The 20867-nt window shown below is 44.0% G+C and carries 21 protein-coding genes; 8 read left to right on the top strand and 13 right to left on the bottom strand.

The window, feature by feature from the left end:
- Positions 1-109 precede the first annotated feature (109 nt).
- Positions 110-424, bottom strand: coding sequence for a response regulator transcription factor (locus ITG09_16890; GenBank protein ID UPR54630.1), 315 nt, complete (start codon positions 422-424; stop codon positions 110-112).
- Between the two features lie 441 nt (positions 425-865).
- Here ITG09_16890 and ITG09_16895 point away from each other — a divergent pair, with 441 nt between their 5' ends.
- Positions 866-1486 carry a porin family protein gene (locus tag ITG09_16895; GenBank protein UPR54631.1) on the top strand — a complete coding sequence of 207 codons (621 nt, stop codon included), beginning with the start codon at positions 866-868 and terminating at the stop codon, positions 1484-1486.
- Positions 1487-1601: 115 nt separating this feature from the next.
- Here the strand turns inward: ITG09_16895 and ITG09_16900 are convergent, their stop codons facing one another.
- Positions 1602-2645 carry an endonuclease/exonuclease/phosphatase family protein gene (locus ITG09_16900; protein UPR54632.1) on the bottom strand — a complete coding sequence of 348 codons (1044 nt, stop codon included), beginning with the start codon at positions 2643-2645 and terminating at the stop codon, positions 1602-1604.
- A gap of 395 nt (positions 2646-3040) precedes the next feature.
- On the opposite strand from ITG09_16900, the gene ITG09_16905 reads away from it, so the two are divergent.
- The 5 genes from ITG09_16905 (at position 3041) to ITG09_16925 (ending at position 9414) form a co-directional block, all read left to right on the top strand.
- Positions 3041-4936 carry an ABC transporter substrate-binding protein gene (locus ITG09_16905; protein ID UPR54633.1) on the top strand — a complete coding sequence of 632 codons (1896 nt, stop codon included), beginning with the start codon at positions 3041-3043 and terminating at the stop codon, positions 4934-4936.
- A gap of 12 nt (positions 4937-4948) precedes the next feature.
- Positions 4949-6037 carry a microcin C ABC transporter permease YejB gene (locus ITG09_16910; protein ID UPR54634.1) on the top strand — a complete coding sequence of 363 codons (1089 nt, stop codon included), beginning with the start codon at positions 4949-4951 and terminating at the stop codon, positions 6035-6037.
- A gap of 31 nt (positions 6038-6068) precedes the next feature.
- Positions 6069-7091, top strand: coding sequence for an ABC transporter permease (locus ITG09_16915; protein UPR54635.1), 1023 nt, complete (start codon positions 6069-6071; stop codon positions 7089-7091).
- A gap of 9 nt (positions 7092-7100) precedes the next feature.
- Positions 7101-8753, top strand: a complete 1653-nt coding sequence (gene yejF / locus ITG09_16920) for a microcin C ABC transporter ATP-binding protein YejF (GenBank protein ID UPR54636.1) — start codon at positions 7101-7103, stop codon at positions 8751-8753.
- 112 nt (positions 8754-8865) lie between these two features.
- Complete coding sequence (locus tag ITG09_16925; GenBank protein ID UPR54637.1) at positions 8866-9414, top strand: RNA-binding S4 domain-containing protein; 549 nt, start codon at positions 8866-8868, stop codon at positions 9412-9414.
- A gap of 163 nt (positions 9415-9577) precedes the next feature.
- Here ITG09_16925 and ITG09_16930 read toward each other — a convergent pair whose 3' ends face one another.
- Positions 9578-10459: a LysR family transcriptional regulator gene (locus ITG09_16930; GenBank protein ID UPR54638.1), complete on the bottom strand. Its 882-nt coding sequence runs from the start codon at positions 10457-10459 to the stop codon at positions 9578-9580.
- Positions 10460-10564: 105 nt separating this feature from the next.
- Here ITG09_16930 and ITG09_16935 point away from each other — a divergent pair, with 105 nt between their 5' ends.
- Positions 10565-11527, top strand: a complete 963-nt coding sequence (locus ITG09_16935) for a nitrilase family protein (protein UPR54639.1) — start codon at positions 10565-10567, stop codon at positions 11525-11527.
- A 143-nt stretch (positions 11528-11670) separates the two neighbouring features.
- Here the strand turns inward: ITG09_16935 and atpC are convergent, their stop codons facing one another.
- The 10 genes from atpC to ITG09_16985 form a co-directional block, all read right to left on the bottom strand.
- Complete coding sequence (gene atpC / locus ITG09_16940) at positions 11671-12114, bottom strand: F0F1 ATP synthase subunit epsilon (GenBank protein ID UPR54640.1); 444 nt, start codon at positions 12112-12114, stop codon at positions 11671-11673.
- A 15-nt stretch (positions 12115-12129) separates the two neighbouring features.
- A complete protein-coding gene (atpD, locus tag ITG09_16945) occupies positions 12130-13515 on the bottom strand; it encodes a F0F1 ATP synthase subunit beta (protein UPR54641.1) in 1386 nt (461 codons plus the stop codon).
- 44 nt (positions 13516-13559) lie between these two features.
- Positions 13560-14429 carry a F0F1 ATP synthase subunit gamma gene (gene atpG / locus ITG09_16950; protein UPR54642.1) on the bottom strand — a complete coding sequence of 290 codons (870 nt, stop codon included), beginning with the start codon at positions 14427-14429 and terminating at the stop codon, positions 13560-13562.
- Positions 14430-14476: 47 nt separating this feature from the next.
- Complete coding sequence (gene atpA / locus ITG09_16955; GenBank protein UPR54643.1) at positions 14477-16018, bottom strand: F0F1 ATP synthase subunit alpha; 1542 nt, start codon at positions 16016-16018, stop codon at positions 14477-14479.
- A 9-nt stretch (positions 16019-16027) separates the two neighbouring features.
- Entirely contained in the window at positions 16028-16576 is a 549-nt protein-coding gene (locus tag ITG09_16960) for a F0F1 ATP synthase subunit delta (GenBank protein ID UPR54644.1), read from the bottom strand.
- Between the two features lie 11 nt (positions 16577-16587).
- The gene (locus tag ITG09_16965; protein ID UPR54645.1) at positions 16588-17058 is read right to left on the bottom strand and encodes a F0F1 ATP synthase subunit B; all 471 of its coding nucleotides are present in this window, start codon (positions 17056-17058) and stop codon (positions 16588-16590) included.
- A gap of 55 nt (positions 17059-17113) precedes the next feature.
- Positions 17114-17350, bottom strand: coding sequence for a F0F1 ATP synthase subunit C (atpE, locus tag ITG09_16970; GenBank protein ID UPR54646.1), 237 nt, complete (start codon positions 17348-17350; stop codon positions 17114-17116).
- Positions 17351-17396: 46 nt separating this feature from the next.
- Positions 17397-18167: a F0F1 ATP synthase subunit A gene (atpB, locus tag ITG09_16975; GenBank protein UPR54647.1), complete on the bottom strand. Its 771-nt coding sequence runs from the start codon at positions 18165-18167 to the stop codon at positions 17397-17399.
- Between the two features lies 1 nt (position 18168).
- The gene (locus tag ITG09_16980; protein UPR54648.1) at positions 18169-18570 is read right to left on the bottom strand and encodes an ATP synthase subunit I; all 402 of its coding nucleotides are present in this window, start codon (positions 18568-18570) and stop codon (positions 18169-18171) included.
- Between the two features lie 816 nt (positions 18571-19386).
- Positions 19387-20271, bottom strand: coding sequence for a LysR family transcriptional regulator (locus ITG09_16985; GenBank protein UPR54649.1), 885 nt, complete (start codon positions 20269-20271; stop codon positions 19387-19389).
- A gap of 157 nt (positions 20272-20428) precedes the next feature.
- Between ITG09_16985 and ITG09_16990 the strand changes: the two genes are divergently transcribed.
- Positions 20429-20827, top strand: coding sequence for a RidA family protein (locus tag ITG09_16990; protein ID UPR54650.1), 399 nt, complete (start codon positions 20429-20431; stop codon positions 20825-20827).
- The last annotated feature ends 40 nt before the right edge of the window (positions 20828-20867 follow it).

The raw sequence follows: 20867 nt of genomic DNA on the forward strand, positions 1-20867 counted from the left end.
TTATCATTTGCACGTTTGTTTGTTTTAGAGTGTGATAACGATCATCGAAACGTTTCGATGGGGCGTTTTTTGGTGATCTTAGTCACCGCCATTGATTGCATAAATCCTTTTATGTGGGTTCAATCGATAGCGCATATCCGAATTTACTGATGGTAATGATCTGTACGTTGGGTGCTCTCAATCGCGCGAAGACATTGCGTAGGTTATAGACGACGTTTGCAAGAACATGTGGTGACGAGAGTTGTCCGTTCCAACACACATCAACAATATGCTCTCTTGAAATCGGTCTTCCCACATTATCCAATAACAAACAGAGCACTGCTAATAGGTGAGGGCGCAAGGTGATTTTGTTTCCCTGCTGATTAGTAATGGTTCGAGAGTCGGTATCAATGATTAAGCCGTTGAGGTCTATGGTGTGGGTCATCGTGTTTTCTGTTCGTCTTATTCTGAATTGTGGAGATTGAGCAGAACTGGCCTGCTTTTGGAGCGGGTAACTATTTAAGTGTTCTTATTTAAGTGTACTAATGGTTAAAGCGCGCAGATTATGCAAAATCACACCACGCTTGAAAGTAAGCCTGCGTAAGCTCATGAGAATAAAATCTAAAAATGGGATGGTTTGAAAAATAGAAAGAAGATTATTCTGAACAAATGACAGTTTTTTATTTCTAGCTTATTCAATGGTTTATTAGGTTTTTACTGATTATGTTGGCTGAAGTTACAAAGTGATTATATTTCTATTTATTTTTTTGTTTTCTGTGAGATTAACCTGCTTGCGAATTCGACGGGGTGTTGGATAACTCTAACAAGATTGTGCAGCAGAGGAAGGCGGAACAATCTTGATTGCTATAAGTAAGGTCAAGCAGTAATGAACAACAAATTTATTCTAAGTATCGCGATGATGTCAGTAGTGGCAGCAAGCAATGTAATGGCAGCAGACAGTGGATTTTACCTAGGCGGCGCAATCGGCACATCTGGTATTGATGATGGCGGGCTAACTGACACGATCAATGAGCCTATTACTTTTAAAGCCGAAGACAATACTTACCGATTAATTGCTGGTTACAAATTTAACCGTATTGTTTCGGTTGAAGCTCAATACACAGATTTTGGTGATATAGCCCTGAAAACGAAATCTGGTAATAAGGTTTTCACTTGGACACCTCAAATCTTTTCGGTAACGGCTAACCTTGGTTACACGTTTGATAATGGCATTCGTCCATTTGGCACTATCGGTCTATCGACTATTGATCTAGACATGAAGTTTGCTGATGGCTCTCGCCCTTCAGGAGATGGTTTTGATGATTCGGGAGATGGCATCCGTATGGGTGTTGGTGTGGAATATACGCCACCTACAATGTCTTCGTTGAGCTTTCGCCTAGCATACGAAGCTGATGCTTTTGATATCGAAGATTACGAAAACGGACACAAGACAGAAGATACTGTTGTTCTGGATTCTTTTTACTTAGGCGCAATGTACACATTCTAAGTTTCACACTTTGCTAAACGGTAAATCGGTTTCTAAATGGGGCGTCGGTTGGCTCAACCCGTTTGGCTAAAGTGGAAGGCCGCAGTTTTTGACTGCGGCTTTTTTATGTTCAACTCTAGGCTTCACGAATATGAGCGGTGACAGACACGATGGCATGGTCCGTACTGAATTGGTCGTGTTCAAAGCTTGGATTGATGAGGTGATGGTCTAACACTGTGTAGCTAGAGATCTCCATCAAACTAGACGAGTTCTGACAATCAAACTCATTCGACATCAAAATGTAGTCCAGTACAGATCCAGAAGCGCCGTAGTAATGGGTTGGCTTACGCTGTTGAAGCAAGTCTTCTTCATGTAGCTGATGGTAAAGATCCCAGCTGTCTTTTAAGCGAAAGTGGGATAGCCAATGCTTGCTGTTTTCGTCTCGGTTGATTGAGTAACTCAACAGCCCTTTAAATTCATCATTAAACAGAGGCTTATTAAAATCACCCATCAACACGACAGGTTGATCGGTCTGATAACGTTGATGGGTAATGTATTGATGCAGCATCTGAGCTTCTAGACCGCGTTGAACACTCGATAGCCAAGAGCCAAGCTGTTCTTGGTGGAAGCGGGTGAGCGTGTCACTTGATGGTTTTTTACCTTGCAGAGCGTTGGCCGCATCGACAGGTTCAACCTTTGGTTCTGTCGGACGTTGTGATTTGAAGTGCACTACATAACAGTCGGTCGAACCTAAATGAGGTAACGTAATCGTCGCGTGAACAGGTGTTCTGTTGAATGAGAATTTGTCGCCAAGGTTGAATGCAGTCAGTAACTTCGAATCTGGCGTAACAGGCTGCACGTTTTCAATCGGGTAGCGGGAAGCAATACCAACGACAGGCGAGGTATACAGGTAATCATCTTCAACATGCGCGCTATCGACGACAGCAAAGTACGGGTAACCAAGCTCCTTCATCAATTGCTCTAAAGACTGCGGGCTAAATATCTCTTGGAAGCCAATCACATCACAATCTAATGAACCAATCGCTTCAGCCATCCAGCCTTGTTTCTTCTGCCACTCCTCGAAGCTGTAGATGTTCTCAAAATCATAATAAGCATTCGGTGGCTCGAGATAGTTCAGAAGGTTGAACGTTGCGAATGTTATTTGGTTTGGTTTGTTCAAAGTGTCATTCCATTTAGACCTAGGCTGCAAGGATACTCCAGTAAAAGTATAGTTTGTTGATTATTTAGAACCTAAATTTCACTTTAGAAGCGAATCAAAGGGAATCTAAGCCGTGGAGGCTTATGTCATTTACGCGAGAGCAATCTTAGTGCTTCTGCCTTACCCCGTACTTTCCAACGCCACCAAACTAATCAAAACAATCAAAGCGAACTGCATCTAATAACTTCGAGCTGTGACGAGTTAATTGTAAATAAACGGTAAGAGATAGAGTGCTGATGGTTTTATTAGTTATTACATGATGTTAGATTTGAACCTATACTTGTTTTAGCGGTGTGCATTCAAAGCCGATTAATCAAGTTGAATATCGAATCCATAACATTTGAAGGGAGAGTCAAATGGGAACAGTTTTCCGAAGCAAAGCCTCGCAGCGCACTCAGTTTTTCAGGTTAAATTTAACTTCATGTGCAGTCATGCTGCCGCTTATTGCTCTATATCCCTCTGTTACACACGCTTCTGATACCGAATCAACTCCTGCTGTCACCGTTATTGAAACCACTCAACTGGTTGGTTTTGGTGAAGCGAAATATCCAGTCGATTTTACTCACTTTGATTACGTTAATCCTGATGCGCCAAAACTGGGTAAAGTAACCTATGGCAGCATTGGTACCTACGATAGCTTTAATCGATTCGGTTCTCGCGGCGTTGCTGCAAGTTATACCGGAGAGATTTACGATACCTTGATGTTTTCTCCGAGCGACGAGATTGATGCGTATTATCCGTTGATCGCCTCTAAGGTTCGCTACGCCAGTGATTTCACTTGGATGGAAATCGATATCAATCCAAAAGCTAAATTCCAAGACGGCAAGCCAATCACAGCTCACGATGTTGCCTTCACCTTTAACAAGTTTTCGACCGAGGGTGTGCCTCAATATCGTGTCTATTATAAAGAAATTAAGTCAGTCACCGCGGTTTCTGATTTAGTGGTTCGTATTGAGATGGAGAAGCCAAACCGCGAGAAGTTGTTTAGCTTTGCCCAAAGCACTCGAGTACTGCCAGAGCATTATTGGAAAGACAAGAAGCTGTCTGAACCTCTAAGTGAGCCGCCGGTAGGCAGTGGCCCTTATAAGATCATCAGCTATAAATCGGGTCAAAGCGTGACTTACGGTTTAGATGAAAATTACTGGGCAGCCGACCTGCCTGTTAACGTCGGTCGTAATAACTTCAAAGAAGTACAATACGATTACTACCGTGACGACACAGTAATGCTGGAAGCCTTTAAAGCAGGGGAGTTCGACCTTCGAACGGAAAACTCGGCTAAGTTCTGGGCCAACTCATACACAGGCGCGAACTTCGATAAAGGCTATATCATCAAAGAAGAGATTAATCATGAGAAGCCAGAAACGACTCAAGGTTTTGTCTTCAACATTCAATCTCCTGTGTTCTCAGATCCCAAGGTTCGTGAAGCGTTAACCTACGCGATGGACTTTGAGTGGATGAACAAGAACATGTTCTACGGACAGTACAAGCGCACTCGCAGTTACTTCCAGAACACCGACTATGAAGCGAAAGGCTTGCCAAGCGAAGCTGAAGTTGAGTTGCTGTCTCAGTACAAAGATCAAATTCCACCGAGAGTGTTTACGGAAGAATTCCAACCACCAGTCACCGATGGTAGCGGTCGTATTCGTAGCCAAATGCGCACAGCTTTCAAATTGCTGAAAGAGGCGGGTTGGGTTCTGAAAGACAAAGTGATGACCAACGAAAAGACCGGCAAGCCGCTATCATTTGAGTTGTTGATTTACAGCCCAACCACGGAGCGTATTGCAACGCCTGTTCAGAAGAACTTGAAGCGCATGGGTATCGAGATGAAGATCCGTACCATCGATACGACTCAGTACATCAAGCGTCTTCGTGATCGTGATTTCGACATGGTGTCTTCGTCATTTTCAGCAAACCCTTATCCTAGCCCGAACTTAATGATTGTTTGGAACTCTAACTACATTGATTCTACTTACAATACTGCAGGTGTGATGGATCCAGTGGTTGACGCGTTAACAGAACAAATCGCGAGTAACCAACAGAATCCAGAAAAGCTTCTTACTTTAGGTCGTTCACTAGACCGAGTATTGCAGTGGAATTTCTACAACATCCCTCAATGGCACGTTGGTGAATATCGCGTTGCAATGTGGGACAAGTTTGAGCGTCCAGATGTATTACCTAAATACGATTTAGGTATCGATACATGGTGGATTTCAGAAGAGAAGGCGGCATTGCTTCCTGAAAAACGTCGCTAGGAGTTAGTTAGCATGGCCGCGTATATATTTCGGCGTTTACTGTTGGTGATCCCCACGTTGTGGGCGATCATCACCATCAACTTTTTCATCATTCAGATCGCCCCTGGTGGCCCGGTAGAACAAGCCGTTGCCCAATTAGAAGGGCACAACTCTGGCATCATGGAGCGTTTTTCTGGTGGTGGACAAGAAGTTGATTTAAGCGAAAGTGATCAAGCGTCTGCCAGTGGTTATAAAGGCTCACGTGGGCTTGACCCTGAAGTGGTTGAAGAGATCAAAAAGCAGTTTGGTTTTGATAAACCGATTCACGTTCGCTACTTCGATATGTTGAAAAATTACGCGACCTTTAACTTTGGTGAAAGCCTGTTTAAGGGCGGTAACGTGATTGATTTGATCATAGAGCGTTTACCTGTCTCCATCTCCTTAGGATTGTGGAGTACGTTAATCATCTATGTGATTTCGATACCCTTAGGCATTATGAAGGCGATACATCACGGCTCTCGCTTTGATATTTGGTCGAGTGCGGTGGTGATTGTCGGCTACGCGGTGCCGGGCTTCCTGTTTGCGATCATCCTGATTATTTTGTTCGCGAGTGGTAACTACTTCAGTTGGTTCCCGTTGCGCGGATTAGTGTCGAGTAACTTTGATCAACTTAATTGGTATCAGCAAATTGGCGACTATTTCTGGCACTTGGCGTTGCCTATTTTTGCGATGGTCATTGGCGGCTTTGCCACACTCAGCATGCTAACCAAAAACTCTTTCCTTGATGAAATCAATAAGCAATATGTGGTGACTGCGAGAGCGAAAGGCTTGGACGAGAGCAGTATTCTCTACAAGCACGTTTTCCGTAACGCCATGCTGATCATTATTGCGGGTTTCCCAAGCGCATTTATTAGTATTTTCTTCACGGGTTCTATGTTGATTGAAGTGATGTTTTCACTTGAAGGCATTGGTCTGCTTGGCTTTGAATCGACCATTCAACGTGACTATCCCGTGGTGTTCAGCTCTCTCTATATCATGACCTTGCTTGGCTTGGTGCTGAGCATTATCTCCGACCTGACGTATACCTGGGTTGATCCTCGAATTGATTTTGAAGCGCGTTAATGGCGAACGAATAACAAGGTATTGATAATAAATGTTTAACAACCCTTTAGCTGAAGCTCGTTGGTTACGTTTTAAAGCAAACAAGCGTGGTTTTATCTCCCTTTGGATATTTACCATCTTGTTTGGATTGAGCCTGTTCGCTGAAATCATTGCCAACGATAAGCCACTCTTGGTTTCTTATGATAATCAGTGGTTTGTACCTGTTATCAATGAATACGCCGAGACGGAATTTGGTGGCGAATTTGAAACCGAAGCCGACTACAAAGATCCGTATGTTATTGAACTCATTGAAGACAGCGGTTACATCGTGTGGCCAATCATTCCGTTTAGCTACGACACGATAAACTTCGATATTTCTGGCGCAGTGCCATCGGAACCCGATTCAGTGAACTGGCTAGGAACCGATGATAAAGGACGAGATGTATTAGCTCGTATCATTTATGGCTTCCGTATTTCAGTTCTGTTTGGTTTTATTCTGACCATTGTGTCGAGCGTGGTCGGCGTTGTTGTCGGAGCGACACAAGGTTACTACGGTGGTTGGGTTGATCTATTCGGACAACGCTTCATTGAAGTCTGGTCTGGTATGCCGACCCTGTTCTTGCTGATCATTCTGTCGAGCTTTATTGAGCCGAACTTCTGGTGGCTGCTCGGGATTATGGTGCTGTTCAGTTGGATGAGTTTAGTCGGCATCGTGCGAGCGGAATTTTTACGCTGTCGAAACTTTGATTATGTGCGCGCCGCGCAGGCTATGGGCGTTGATGACAAACGCATTATGCTTCGCCACATGTTACCTAACGCGATGGTTGCATCGTTAACCATGATGCCGTTTATTCTTTCTGGTTCGGTGACCACATTAACCTCGTTAGATTTCTTGGGCTTTGGTCTTCCTGCGGGTTCGCCTTCATTAGGTGAGCTTTTGGCGCAAGGTAAAGCGAACTTACAAGCGCCTTGGCTTGGTATCTCTGCCTTCGTCGTACTTTCACTAATGCTTACGTTACTCGTCTTCGTTGGTGAAGCGGTACGTGATGCCTTCGACCCACATCAACAGAAGTAAGGATAGGTTATGACTTCAAATACAGCTCCTGCTTCAAGATCAGCTACAGACAGTTCCGATAAGTCTCCAGTTCTAACTATCGATAAATTGTCGGTCGGTTTCGGGCGAAAAAATTCGATAGAACAGGTGACACAAGATGTCTCTTTAGAAATATACAAAGGTGAGACATTAGCGCTAGTAGGCGAGAGTGGTTCCGGTAAATCGGTCACGGCTAATTCGATTTTAAAGCTGTTACCCAAAGGTTCGTCGCACTACTTAAACGGTAAGATCAATTTCTCTGGCACCGATATTCTGAGTTGTTCTGAAAGACAGTTACGTGGGATTCGTGGTGGCCGCATTGGTATGATCTTCCAAGAGCCTATGGTTTCGCTTAATCCGCTTCATCGAATCGGTAAGCAGTTGGTTGAAACTCTTTCTATTCACCGAGGTATGCGAACCAACAAAGCACAAGCCTTGGCGATTGAGTGGCTTTCAAAGGTGGGCATTCGCTACCCCGAGCAAAAGATTTCAGCCTATCCACATGAGTTATCTGGTGGCGAACGTCAACGTGTGATGATTGCGATGGCACTGATCAATGAACCAGAGTTACTGATCGCTGATGAACCCACGACAGCATTGGATGTATCGGTACAAGCGCAGATTTTGGATTTGTTGAAAGATCTACAACAAGAGCTGGGTATGGCGATGCTTTTTATCACCCATGATTTGAGTATCGTTCGTAAGATTGCCGACAGAGTGGCGGTAATGAAAGATGGCCGTTTAGTTGAAAGCAATGACTGTAAAACACTCTTTAATGCACCATCTCATCCTTATACTCAAAAACTTATTAACTCAGATCCTAAAGGCTTACCTGTTCCCGTATCACCGGAAAGTAAACCCCTTCTCAACGTCGACCAACTGCGTGTTTGGTTTCCGATTACTGGCGGTCTATTCAAGCGCACGATTTCGCATGTTAAAGCCGTCACCGACATGGAGTTCAGCTTGAAAAAGGGGCACTCAATCGGTCTTGTTGGCGAGAGTGGTTCGGGCAAGTCTACAACTGGTATGGCTATATTGAAGCTGGTGGAGAGTGAGGGTTCAATTACTTACGCTGACGAACAAATTCAAGGCTTAAACCGACAACAGATGTTGCCGTTTCGAAGCCGTATGCAAGTGGTCTTTCAAGACCCATTCTCTGCCTTGAACCCAAGAATGTCGGTAGCTCAAGTGATTGGTGAGGGTTTATTGGTTCATCAACAATTGGAAGACAACGAACTCGACCAACGCATCTGTGATGTGATGAAAGAGGTCGACTTAGATCCTGAAACTCGACACCGTTACCCGAATGAGTTTTCTGGCGGGCAAAGGCAGCGTATCGCGATTGCACGTGCTCTGATTCTTAAACCAGAGTTTATCTTGCTCGATGAACCGACATCGTCATTAGACAGAACCGTTCAAGCGCAAGTGTTGGATCTGTTGAAATCACTTCAAGAAAAGTATGGCCTAACTTATCTCTTTATCAGTCATGATTTGAATGTTGTGAAATCCTTGTGTCATTACACCATCGTTATGAAAGCGGGTGAGGTGATAGAGAAGGGCAATACTGAGACTTTGTTTGGTAATCCGCAGCATGAATATACCAAGCAGCTTGTTAGTCTTTCGAATGTTGGTGGTGCGATGTAAAGTGGGTGCGTAACGAAAACGAGTGCTCGGTGAATTCAACATGGTCATTTACTTGTTTTAAGATTACACTGCGCCCAATATTTCAGAAGTACATATTTAGGTAGAGGTCACCATGGACCAAGAACATTACGAAGACGCTGACTACGAAGGCCAAGAGCTTGGCGAAGAAGGCGAAGAGATTGAGATTGAAGCAATTGGTATTGATGTATCGTCTCAGCCAATCGAACTCTACAAAGTGTTTAAAATTGCTAACCTAGTGAGTGGTGGCGGTGAAGCTAAGCACATCATTTCTGAAGGTTATGTTGCAGTAAATGGTGAATTAGAAACTCGTAAACGTCGTAAAATGTACGATGGCGACTTCTTTGAATTCAATCAAGAATACTATGTAGTGGTGTGTGATCAGCCAGTACAAGAAGAATCAGAAAAGCCGAAAAAGAAAGAAGCGCCTAAAAAAGATAACAAGGCGAAGAAAGGTCAGTCTAAAAAGGATTCTAAGAAGAAAGAATCTAAGAAAAGCAAAGCAGAAATGCTAAGCGCAACGGCTGAACCAAAGAAAGAGAAAAAAGAGAAGAAGAAAGAAAACAAACCGAAAAAGAAAGCGGATACGCCTAAGCCACAACGTGACGACAAAAGCGGCCGTAACTCGATTGAATTCTTTTAAACTACAGTTCTAAACGATTGCTCTAAACTGCTTTTCTCAAACGAATCTTTTAAAACTATTCGTTTGAACATCAAGCAACGTTAGACCTCGGTTTTACGTTACGCAGATATCAAAAGGCTCACTATTTAGTGAGCTTTTTTGTCGGTGTAATTTAGGTTCTAACCTAATTTTCTTTTTGATCAGCCACAAACTCTACAAATCTATCCCTGAGTGGGTTGTCACTCTTCCCATTCCATATCAATCCGACGGGCCAAGTGGCATATTCACCTTCTAACGCAATGAATTCCACATCGGTGTTACTAATGAACTGCGCACTGCTAGGTACAATGGTGAAACCGATATTGGCAGAAACCAAGGCAAGCAGGGTCAGGATATCATCGGCTTCTTGCGTCTTTGATAAGTCGATTTTATTGGCAAGGCAATATTGTTGGATCTGTCTGTCTAATCCGGGGCCGCGATGTTGGGCCAGCTTTAGATAAGGCCATTTCGATAACTCAGAGACGACGAGGTTTTTGCTTGGCGCTTGCTTGAGAAGATCTTTGTGTATCGCGACCACAAGCGAATCATTGAACAGTGTTAGGCTTTCTAAATCCAATGATTCTGGTATCCGATTGAAGCTGATATCGAGCTCATGGTTTAACAGTTCATCTGTTTGTTGCTTAGAAGGTGTGTCATTTAAGGTGATATGAACGTCTGAGTATCGTTGTTTATAAGCGGCAATAAGCTTGGGTGCTTCATGATAAGTAGACACGCCAAAGGCAATGTTCAAATGTCCCTGAGTCCCGTTCACCACAGAGCCTGACAGCTGCTCAAACGCTTGCATTGAATGAACCAAACGTTGGGCTTCTGCCAGTAACGTTTTCCCCGCGTGCGTGAGCTCTGCGCCATTCCTGCCACGAGAAAACAAAGATGCCCCAATGTTGGATTCAAGTCGTTGAATCTTTTTAGTGAGTGCCGATTGAGTGATGTAGAGCTGCTCTGACGCCAAACGGTAATTGCCCGATTTAGCGAGCTGACAAAATGCCTTCAGTAGATCAAATTCCATTCCAAATGCTCATTGAATTGAGAATATGCTTCATTATATGGAATTGAATTGATTTTTTATACTAGGTTCATACCAATCAGATAAAGCAAAGCTTGAGGACGAATCATGAAGAAAGACATCAAAGTAGCGTCGGTTCAATTTAACCACCACGCAGGTGATAAGGCGTATAACTTATCGGTTATAGAGCAATACGTTCAAAAGGCTGCGGACAGTGACGTGGAGATCATCAGTTTTCCTGAGATGTGCATCACTGGCTACTGGCATGTGTCTGCTTTATCTCGCGATGAAATTGAAGTGCTAGCGGAACCCGTACCGAGCGGTGAATCCACTCAAAAGTTAGTTTCACTGGCAACACAATTTGGCATGAGCGTTGGTGCAGGCTTGATAGAGCAGGGTACTGATGGCGAGTTATACAACACCTACGTATTTGCGATGCCCAATGGTGAAGTACAAAAGCACCGCAAACTGCATACCTTTGTTAGCTCTCATATGAGCAGTGGTGACCAATACACGGTGTTCGATACGCCGCATGGCTGCAAAGTCGGTATCTTGATTTGTTGGGATAACAACTTGGTTGAGAACGTTCGAATCACCGCATTGAAAGGCGCCGATATTTTGATTGCGCCACACCAAACGGGCGGTTGTCATTCACGAAGCCCGAATGCGATGAAGCGAATTGACCCTGAATTATGGTTTAACCGAGATGAAAACCCAGATGCGATTCGTGCTGAAATGCAGGGCAAGAATGGCCGCGAGTGGTTAATGCGTTGGTTGCCTGCGAGAGCGCATGACAACGGCATGTTTGTGGTGTTCAGCAATGGCGTTGGCGTTGATATGGATGAAGTCAGAACTGGCAATGCGATGATCCTAAGCCCTTATGGTGAAATCATCACAGAGACGGACAGCGTTGATAACGACATGGTAATTGCAGAGCTAAAAGCCGAAGAATTGGAGATGTGTACCGGAAGGCGTTGGATTCGTGGTCGTAAGCCTGAGTTATATCATTCGCTCACACAACCGTTAGGTCATGAACTTGACCCGCACCAAGCGCGTTTTGCAGAGAGCTAGCATTGAAGATGCTGGTGGATAAGGAGAGCGAATAAGGAGTCGGCAGGGAAGGGGTTGATTCAATAACATCGGATGTAGTCTACCCACTTAAACGGTTTTTAAGTGGGTAGACTATTTACACATCAAACATCTAAGTTCTATTCTCAGTGGCGAGTGCGAGAAGACGTCAGTTCTGATGCGCGAAGCTGAGCAACGGCTTTTGCCAGTTCAAGTTGAGCTTGTGCAAAATTGATGTCGACATTGCCCTTGTTGATATTCTCGAGGGCAGCGTATTTCGCTTCTTCTGCACGAGCGCGGTCAATGTCTTTACCGTGCAAGGCCGTATCGGCTAACACTGTGACCACATCCGGTTGAACTTCAAGCATGCCACCAGAGACATACAGCACTTGCCCCTCTGATTTAGGATCTGTGACAAACACTGTCACGCCTGGCTTTATTTTACTTAGAAGCGGGGAGTGACCGGGGCGAATCCCCAGCTCACCATCCGCACCAGAAACGGCTAGGGCATAGGCTGGCCCTGAAAACAGCGTACCTTCCGCACTTACGATATTAAGTTGAAATGTATTGTCTGTAACTCCGATAGCCATGATGCACCTACCTTTTTAGAGTGATTTTGCTTTGTTAAGCACTTCGTCGATAGAACCACAGTACAAGAACGCTTGCTCTGGAATATCGTCGTATTCGCCGCCTAGAAGGCCTTTAAAGCCTCTTAGTGTTTCACTTAGCGGTACAAAAACACCTTTCTGACCAGTAAATACTTCGGCTACGTGATAAGGCTGAGTTAAGAAACGTTCAATCTTACGAGCGCGAGATACCGTCTGCTTATCTTCAGTCGATAGCTCGTCCATACCAAGAATCGCGATGATGTCTTTTAGCTCTTTGTAGCGTTGCAGCGTTGTTTGTACTTTTTGTGCAATGTCGTAGTGCTTTTGGCCAACTACAAGAGGGTCCAATTGGCGAGATGTTGAATCCAATGGGTCGATTGCAGGGTAGAGGCCTAATGCAGCGATGTTACGAGACAGTACAACGGTCGCATCTAAGTGAGCAAAGGTTGTTGCTGGCGATGGGTCAGTCAAGTCATCCGCAGGTACGTATACCGCTTGAATAGACGTGATCGAACCTTGTCTGGTTGATGTGATACGTTCTTGTAGAACACCCATCTCTTCAGCCAGCGTTGGTTGGTAACCTACTGCTGATGGCATACGACCTAGCAGTGCGGATACTTCTGTGCCCGCAAGTGTGTAACGGTAGATGTTATCAATGAACAACAGTACGTCACGACCTTCGTCACGGAAACGCTCAGCCATAGTAAGACCAGTCAGCGCAACACGTAGACGGTTTCCCGGTGGCTCGTTCATTTGGCCGTAAACCATGGCTACTTTGTCTAGTACACCCGCTTCTTTCATCTCGTAGTAGAAGTCGTTACCTTCACGAGTACGCTCACCAACACCAGTAAATACAGAGAGACCTGAGTGGGCTTTTGCGATGTTGTTGATAAGCTCCATCATGTTGACGGTTTTACCTACGCCAGCACCACCGAACAGACCGATTTTACCGCCCTTTGCGAACGGACAAATAAGGTCGATAACTTTAACGCCGGTCTCAAGAAGTTCAGTGCTGTTTGCTTGTTCTTCATAAGAGGGTGCTTCACGGTGAATTTCGTAGCTTTCTTTTTGACCGATTTCACCACATTCATCGATAGGCTGACCAAGAACGTTCATGATACGGCCTAAGGTTTCTTCGCCCACAGGAACGGTGATTGGAGAACCGGTGTTTTCAACAGTTAGGCCGCGGCGCAAGCCATCTGACGTACCCATTGCAATACAACGAACGATACTGCCACCCAGTTGTTGCTGAACTTCCAATACGAGCGAGCTTGCTTCCTCGCTAGTCACTTTCAATGCATCATAAACACGTGGGCTGTTGCCGCCGCTGAACTCGACGTCTACCACCGCGCCGATAACTTTAACTATTTTTCCAACACTCATCTCTAAATCCTCAAATTCTATTCTTAACCCACTCTTTTCTGCCCTTAGACAGCTTGAGCACCTGAGACTATTTCACTCAGTTCTTGGGTAATGGCAGCCTGTCGCGCTTTGTTGTATACCAACTGCAAATCATCGATGAGTTGGCCTGCGTTATCGGTCGCCGCTTTCATGGCCACCATTCGGGCTGCTTGCTCACAGGCAATGCTCTCTACGATGCCTTGATACACTTGTGATTCAATGTATCGATGTAACAGCTCAGAGAGGATGTCTCTTGGTGCTTGTTCGTAGATGTAGTCCCAACGACGTGCTTTTTTCGCGCCTCCATCGGCCTCAGAATCTGAAGGGTGGGGCAGCAACTGCAAGGTCGTTGGTTCTTGAACCATGGTGTTGATGAACTGGTTATAAACGAGATACAAACTGTCGATTTTTTCGTCGTCGTAATGCCCTAGCATCGCGTTAACCGTACCTAAAATGTCTTCTAATTTAGGCGCGTCACCAAGGCCTGACGTTTGCGCGATAACATTGCCGCTGCGTTGGAAAAATGAGATAGCTTTTGAACCAATTAAGGTCGTTTCTACTTCAACGCCTTTGGTACGCCACATCTCCATTTCTTCTAACACTTTCTTGAACAAGTTCGAGTTCAAGCCACCACATAAGCCTCGATCGGACGAAATAATGATGTAAGCAACGCGTTTTGGTTCACGCTGTTGAAGGTAGGGGTGCTGGTATTCCAGCGACCCTGATGCGACATGAGAGATAACTTTACGCATGTTCTCGGCATATGGACGTGTTAGCGTCATATTGTCTTGAACTTTACGCATCTTACTTGCCGCAACCATCTCCATTGCACTGGTGATTTTCTGAGTGTTACTAACACTGCCTATCTTGGTGCGAATTTCTTTAGTATTTGCCATTATCTGCTCCTAATTTGTTTTGATTTCCAGCCAACAAACCGGAGCGTTTACCAAGCTTTCAACGCTACAAAGTCACCAAGAAGCTTTGCAAGAGCGCCATCAATTTCATCGTTGTAGTCACCGTTAGCGTTAATGGTGTCGAACAACTCTGGGTTTTGGTCTTTCGCGTAAGCAATTAATTCTTCTTCAAAACGTGCAACTTTGTGCAACTCTACGTCAGCCAAATAGCCTTTTTCTGCTGCGTAGATAACCGTTGCTTGCTCAGCGACAGACATCGGCGAGTATTGCTTTTGCTTCATCAGTTCGGTTACACGCTCACCATGATCAAGCTGCTTGCGCGTCATGTCGTCTAGGTCAGAAGAGAACTGAGCAAACGCAGCTAGCTCACGGTATTGAGCCAATGAGGTACGGATACCACCTGATAATTTCTTGATGATCTTGCACTGTGCTGCACCACCCACACGAGATACCGAGATACCTGGGTCAACTGCAGGACGTAAGCCAGAGTTGAATAGTTGGGTTTGAAGGAAAACCTGACCATCGGTGATTGAGATTACGTTGGTTGGTACAAACGCAGACACGTCACCTGCTTGGGTTTCAATGATAGGCAGCGCGGTTAATGAGCCTGTTTGGCCTTTCACTTCACCATTAGTGAACTTCTCTACATACTCTGCGTTCACTCGTGCTGCTCGTTCTAGAAGGCGTGAGTGAAGGTAAAATACGTCGCCAGGGAAGGCTTCACGACCCGGTGGGCGTTTCAGTAGCAATGAGATTTGACGGTAAGCAACGGCTTGTTTTGATAGGTCATCGTAGATGATCAGTGCATCTTCGCCGCGGTCACGGAAATATTCACCCATTGTGCAACCCGCATAAGGGGCTAGGTATTGAAGCGCTGCTGATTCTGATGCTGACGCCACAACAACGATGGCATTTTTAAGTGCATCGTGGTCTTCGAGTTTACGAACTACGTTAGCGATGGTTGATGCTTTTTGGCCAATCGCAACATAAACACATTTAATGCCAGAGTCTTTTTGGTTGATGATGGCATCGATAGCGAGCGCTGTTTTACCTGTCTGACGGTCACCGATGATAAGTTCACGTTGACCACGACCGATAGGCACCATGGTGTCCACTGCTTTGTAGCCGGTTTGAATTGGCTGATCGACTGACTTACGCTCGATTACACCCGGTGCAATCACTTCTACTGGGTCAAGACGGTCACAGCTTACTGGGCCTTTACCATCGATGGGTTCGCCTAGTGTGTTTACGACACGTCCAAGAAGCCCGTTACCTACTGGTACTTCCAAGATACGACCCGTACCTTTTACTTTCATACCTTCAGATAGGTCAGTGTAGGGGCCCATAACAACGGCGCCGACTGAGTGGGTATCGAGGTTAAGTGCGAGTGCATACTTGGCGCCCGGTAGCTCAATCATCTCACCTTGCATCACATCCGCTAGGCCATTAATGGTGATGATACCGTCACGAACCGAAACGATGGTGCCTTCATTGCGAGCTTCGGTGCTCACATTAAACTTCGCGATGCGATTTTTAATTAGATCGCTGATTTCATTAGAATTTAATTGCATAATTGTTACCTATCTCGCGTGAAGCTGATTAGCTAATCGGTTAATTGATGTATTTAAAGAACCATCGATAACGGTTTCACCCGCTTTGATAACAATCCCGCCAACTAGCGTGTCATCAATAACCTGTTCCATTTCAACTTGACGCTCTAATTTCTTCTCAAGTGCAGCCGTTAGGGAGATAACCTGATCTTGTGTAAGCAATTCTGAACTGGTGACAGTGACAGGAATTACACGTTCATGTTCGTCCTTTAGATCGCTGAACAAGTTAAACAGGTCTCTTATCACTTCAAGACGGCCATTCTCAGCCAAGACTCGAACGAGATTAATGACGTGGTCATCAACGAGCCCTTGGCAAATATGAATGAAGAGATTGGCCAGTTCTTCAGAGTCAGTGCGAGAACCTTCTGCTGAAGAGATCTGCTTAGCGATTGTTTCTTCTTCCGCTACCGTTACAAGAATCGACAGCATTGAGTGCCACTCTTGCAACTTGTTTTCACCTAAAGCAAAGTCGAACGATGCCTTAGCGTAGGGATGAGCAATATTGGTGTAATCTGACATATTGCCTCCGTTTAGAGTTCGCTAATCAATTGATCAACTAACGCTCGGTTCGTTTCAGAATCTAGGTTTTTGCTAATCAGTTTTTGTGCACTTTGAATAACAGCGTCTGCCATGTCCGCCTGAAGCTCACGGCGTAACTTTTGACGTTCGCCTTCGAGTTCAGCTCTACCTTGTTCTAAGATGCGTGCCTTCTCTTGCTCGGCTTCTTCGTGAGCTAAGCTGATGATTTCGTTACGGCGTTTTTTGCCTTGTTCAATCAGTTCAGTCACGTTTCTTTTTGCATCTTCGACGAGTTGTGCGCCATTCGATTTCGCTAGTTCTAGCTCTTTCGCAGCATTCTCTGAGTGGCGTAAACCATCAGCGATCTCTTTTTGGCGCTCGTCTAACATCGCGGTGAGAGGGGGCCATACATATTTCATGCACAGCCAAACAAAAATCACGAATGATATTGCTTGTCCAAACATGCTTGCATTTAAGTTCATACCTTCCTCGCTAAATCTTGATTATTTACAAATCGATCTTTTCAAAGCTATTTAATTAAGCCACGGCAAAGATGATGTATAGACCGATACCAACACCGATCATCGGTACAGCATCCACAAGGCCCATCATGATGAAGAATTGAGTACGAAGCATTGGAGTAAGATCCGGTTGACGAGCAACACCTTCAAGGTATTTACCTGCTAAGTTACCAATACCAGATGCCGCACCCGCTGCACCTAAACCGATCAGTAATGCACCTGCTACATATAAAACTGCGCTTACGATATCCATTTGTATCTCCGATAAATAATTTGTTAGTTAATTTTTTAGTTATTAATTAATGGTGTTCTTCTGTTGCCATTGCTAAATAAACAACGGTCAGTACCATAAATATAAATGCTTGTAAGAATACGATTAATATGTGGAATAAAGCCCATGGAACACTCAGTGCCCATTGCATCCACCATGGCATTAATGCAATAAGGATGAATATCATCTCGCCTGCATACATGTTTCCGAATAATCGTAAGCCTAGTGATATTGGTTTTGAAATTAATGTAATTAATTCAAGAACAAAGTTAACAGGATATAAAAGAGGGTTATCAAATGGCTGAGTAGTAAGCTCTTTGATAAAGCCTTTCAAACCTTTATTTTTTAACGTATAGGTTAACAGTAAAATAAACACACCGAGTGCCATCGACATTGGGATATTTACGTCCGCTGTCGGTAGGTCTCTAAAGTGTTCAAGGCCGATTACTCGAGTTAACCCTGGTATTAAATCAATAGGTAATAAATCAACCGCGTTCATTAACAACACCCAAACAAAAGTGGTTAATGCCAGTGGCCCTATTAATTTATCTTCCGCTTGAAAAATCTCTTTGACTAGGTTGTTAACAAAATCAAAGATGAGTTCGATAAAACATTGAAAACGACCTGGAACACCGCTAGTGCCTTTGGTCACGACATATCGAAACGCCCCAATGAACAGTAAACCTGTTATCCAAGATACCAACATCGAGTCAATGTTGAACGCCCAGAAACCATCACCTGTAGTTAAGAAGGTTAAGTGATGCTCTATGTATTCGTGAGCGGTAGTTACTTGATCCATACTACGCGTACTCCGATCTATTAGAGGCAGTAATAAATGGTGTTAAGAAGTACCCAATCATTGTGAAAATGTACGCGTATAATATTACTGGGTTATCCAATTTGAAGAACTGGAATGCCAATATAAACATTAAGAACGTATAAGTTATTTTCACGACACGACTCATTTGCATTAAGTCACGTAAACTATAATTAGGATTCTTACGCACCTTTAGGCTTGCATATATAAATCCAAACAGCGGAGGTAACATCGCAATTCCGATGCCCAAAGCTGAAGATTCCATATCTACTTTATTACCAAAAAACACTTCATATAAAACTACACCGATGGCTAATACTATTTGGCAGAGAACAACTCTTTTAGCGGCAACAAGGATGTCGCTACTTATCCCATTAAGCCTCATAATAAAACCTTATGTTAAACAGTGTAAGTTAATATAAAACACAGTTTAAATTTAACTTGTTACTACATTTCACTTGTTAATAACACTTGATTTTCTTTTAAGAAAAACCCTTGCTGGTTTTATATCTCCCTGACGAAATGAAACGGACATAAACTAATTCGTTATCGCTTCGACAAAATATAAATTACGCCTAAAATTATGTGATCAAAACGACAAATATCGACATCAATAATTCCATTTTTGAAAGATGTGTTTTTCATTTATGAAAGTAATAATTCAATAACTTTATTCATGAAAATTTTAGATGCTTTATTTTCAGTAAAAATAGATGTCTTTTATAAAAACTAAAGGCGTTAATTTGGCAAGTTACGATCTTATCAATTAAGACTATTCAAACACTTAGCTTCATTTCTAAGTTAATTGTTTAACGCTATCCGACAAGGGGAGAAAGGCACTTTTAGCCAGCGATACAGGCACTCGTTTGTTGAGTGATTTATCTATACGGCGTTCTCTATCTGGAAGTGATTATTTTTAAAAATAGTTTGTCACGATGTCATTTTTGACGTCTTTCAGGCATTACGGAGCGAATAAATCGGCGCTTAAGATGAATATTATGGGAGTAATTCAGCCCTAAACATGGATGTAAAGAGCTGAAGGGCATGGAAAAATTTGAAGGTTAGGGCAAAAAGCTCTGAATATAAGGTCAAACTATTGGGGTTAGAGGTGGAATTTATTGATGTGCTCTTCTGTCAACGGTTCTGTTAGCGACTCTATCAACGGCTTTATAAGAGAGAGAACACAGTTACATTCTCTCTATTACTCTTCTTCATAGCTCAGATATTGAATACACAAATCGTGGAAGGCTTGAGCTTGTGGCGAAATCGTACGGTCAGACAATCTAAAGATACCGATCTGGCGCTGTAACGGCGGGTCAATCAATGGAATCCAGACCAAGCGAGTCTCATTGGTAGGGAAGGCCAGCTTTGGCAGCGTGGTGACGCCTATCCCAAGTTCTAATACCGAAAACAGCGAAGTAATGTTCTCCACGGAATAGAGCGCTTGTTCGCTCAGCATTCGCGCAGGTGTTGGGTCAAGTAGGGTACAAGTTCCGTTGCGAATGAAGGGCTGTTTTAACAAAGTTTGCCACTCGATTCCCTCTAACTGAGAGGCGATAGGGTTGTCTCTGAGGCAGACCACACCGATAGGATCGGACAGTAACGGCGTGAAATCGATGCTCTCTTCTTCTAAATGGGAGCTGTTTCCGAGGGCAACATCCACTTCTCCAGAGAGTAATCTTGCCTCCACACCAGCCGCATTATCATCAATCAAACTCACTTCGACATTCGGGTACTGCTCACAAAAAGCCCCTAAAACACTAGGGATTAATTTTGCCGCGACCGATGGCACGCTCGCTATTCGAACTCTTCCTTGTTGTCCTGCCGCGGCTGCGCGCAGGTCATTATCTAACGCTTTGTAAACATTAAGAAACTGAATTATTTTTGGAAGGCATATTTCTCCGAAAGGTGTCAGCGTCGATTTGTTGCCCGTTTCAAACAGTGGCTGACCGAGTATTTTTTCCAACTCTTTTATCGACGTAGAAAGTGCCGCTTGCGATCGATTTGCTCGGTGAGATGCTGCTCGAAATCCGCCTTCTTCGACCACTAAAACGAAATGTTTTAACTGTTGTAGCTTAATACTCATGACACAGATCCTTCTCTAGCCCTTGCTATACCTTACTTTTTGAAAGGTGATAGATTTTATTTATCAAATGCACAAAATTTACCGTTAGGTTTATCGGTCGTCAAGGTGCAGTATTTAACCATCTTGAAACATAGTTGTTACAAAGTTGGATGGAATCGTGAACGCACAAACTAAAAAACACCCAGTAAAAACCGCTCTTTTTGCTTCAAAAGCACCACTAGAGTGGGCAATCGTAAATAACGGCACTCTATACACCGCGCAGATTCCAATTGATGAAACGGGCGCAGTAGTAGAAGGCGGTATCGAAGCGCAAACGCGTCAGACTTTTAACAACCTTGTTCATACGTTGGAGTGTGCAGGCGAATCTATGGATTCCGTACTGCAAGTTCTGATTTACGTGACAGACCGTGAATACCTAAAAACGGTAAACAGCGTATACGGAGAATACTTCAATGCACCTTATCCAAACCGTGCAGCGGTCGTAGTTGCAGGGTTAGCAAGAGAAGAGATGCTGGTCGAGTTCGTGGTTTATGCATCGGCGTCTCAACCTGAATAATTCGACTGTGAACTAAGGCTCTTTGCGGATCAAAACTCTT

The sequence above is a fragment of the Vibrio cyclitrophicus genome (assembly GCA_023206055.1).
GTDB classification, from domain to species: Bacteria; Pseudomonadota; Gammaproteobacteria; order Enterobacterales; family Vibrionaceae; genus Vibrio; species Vibrio cyclitrophicus_A.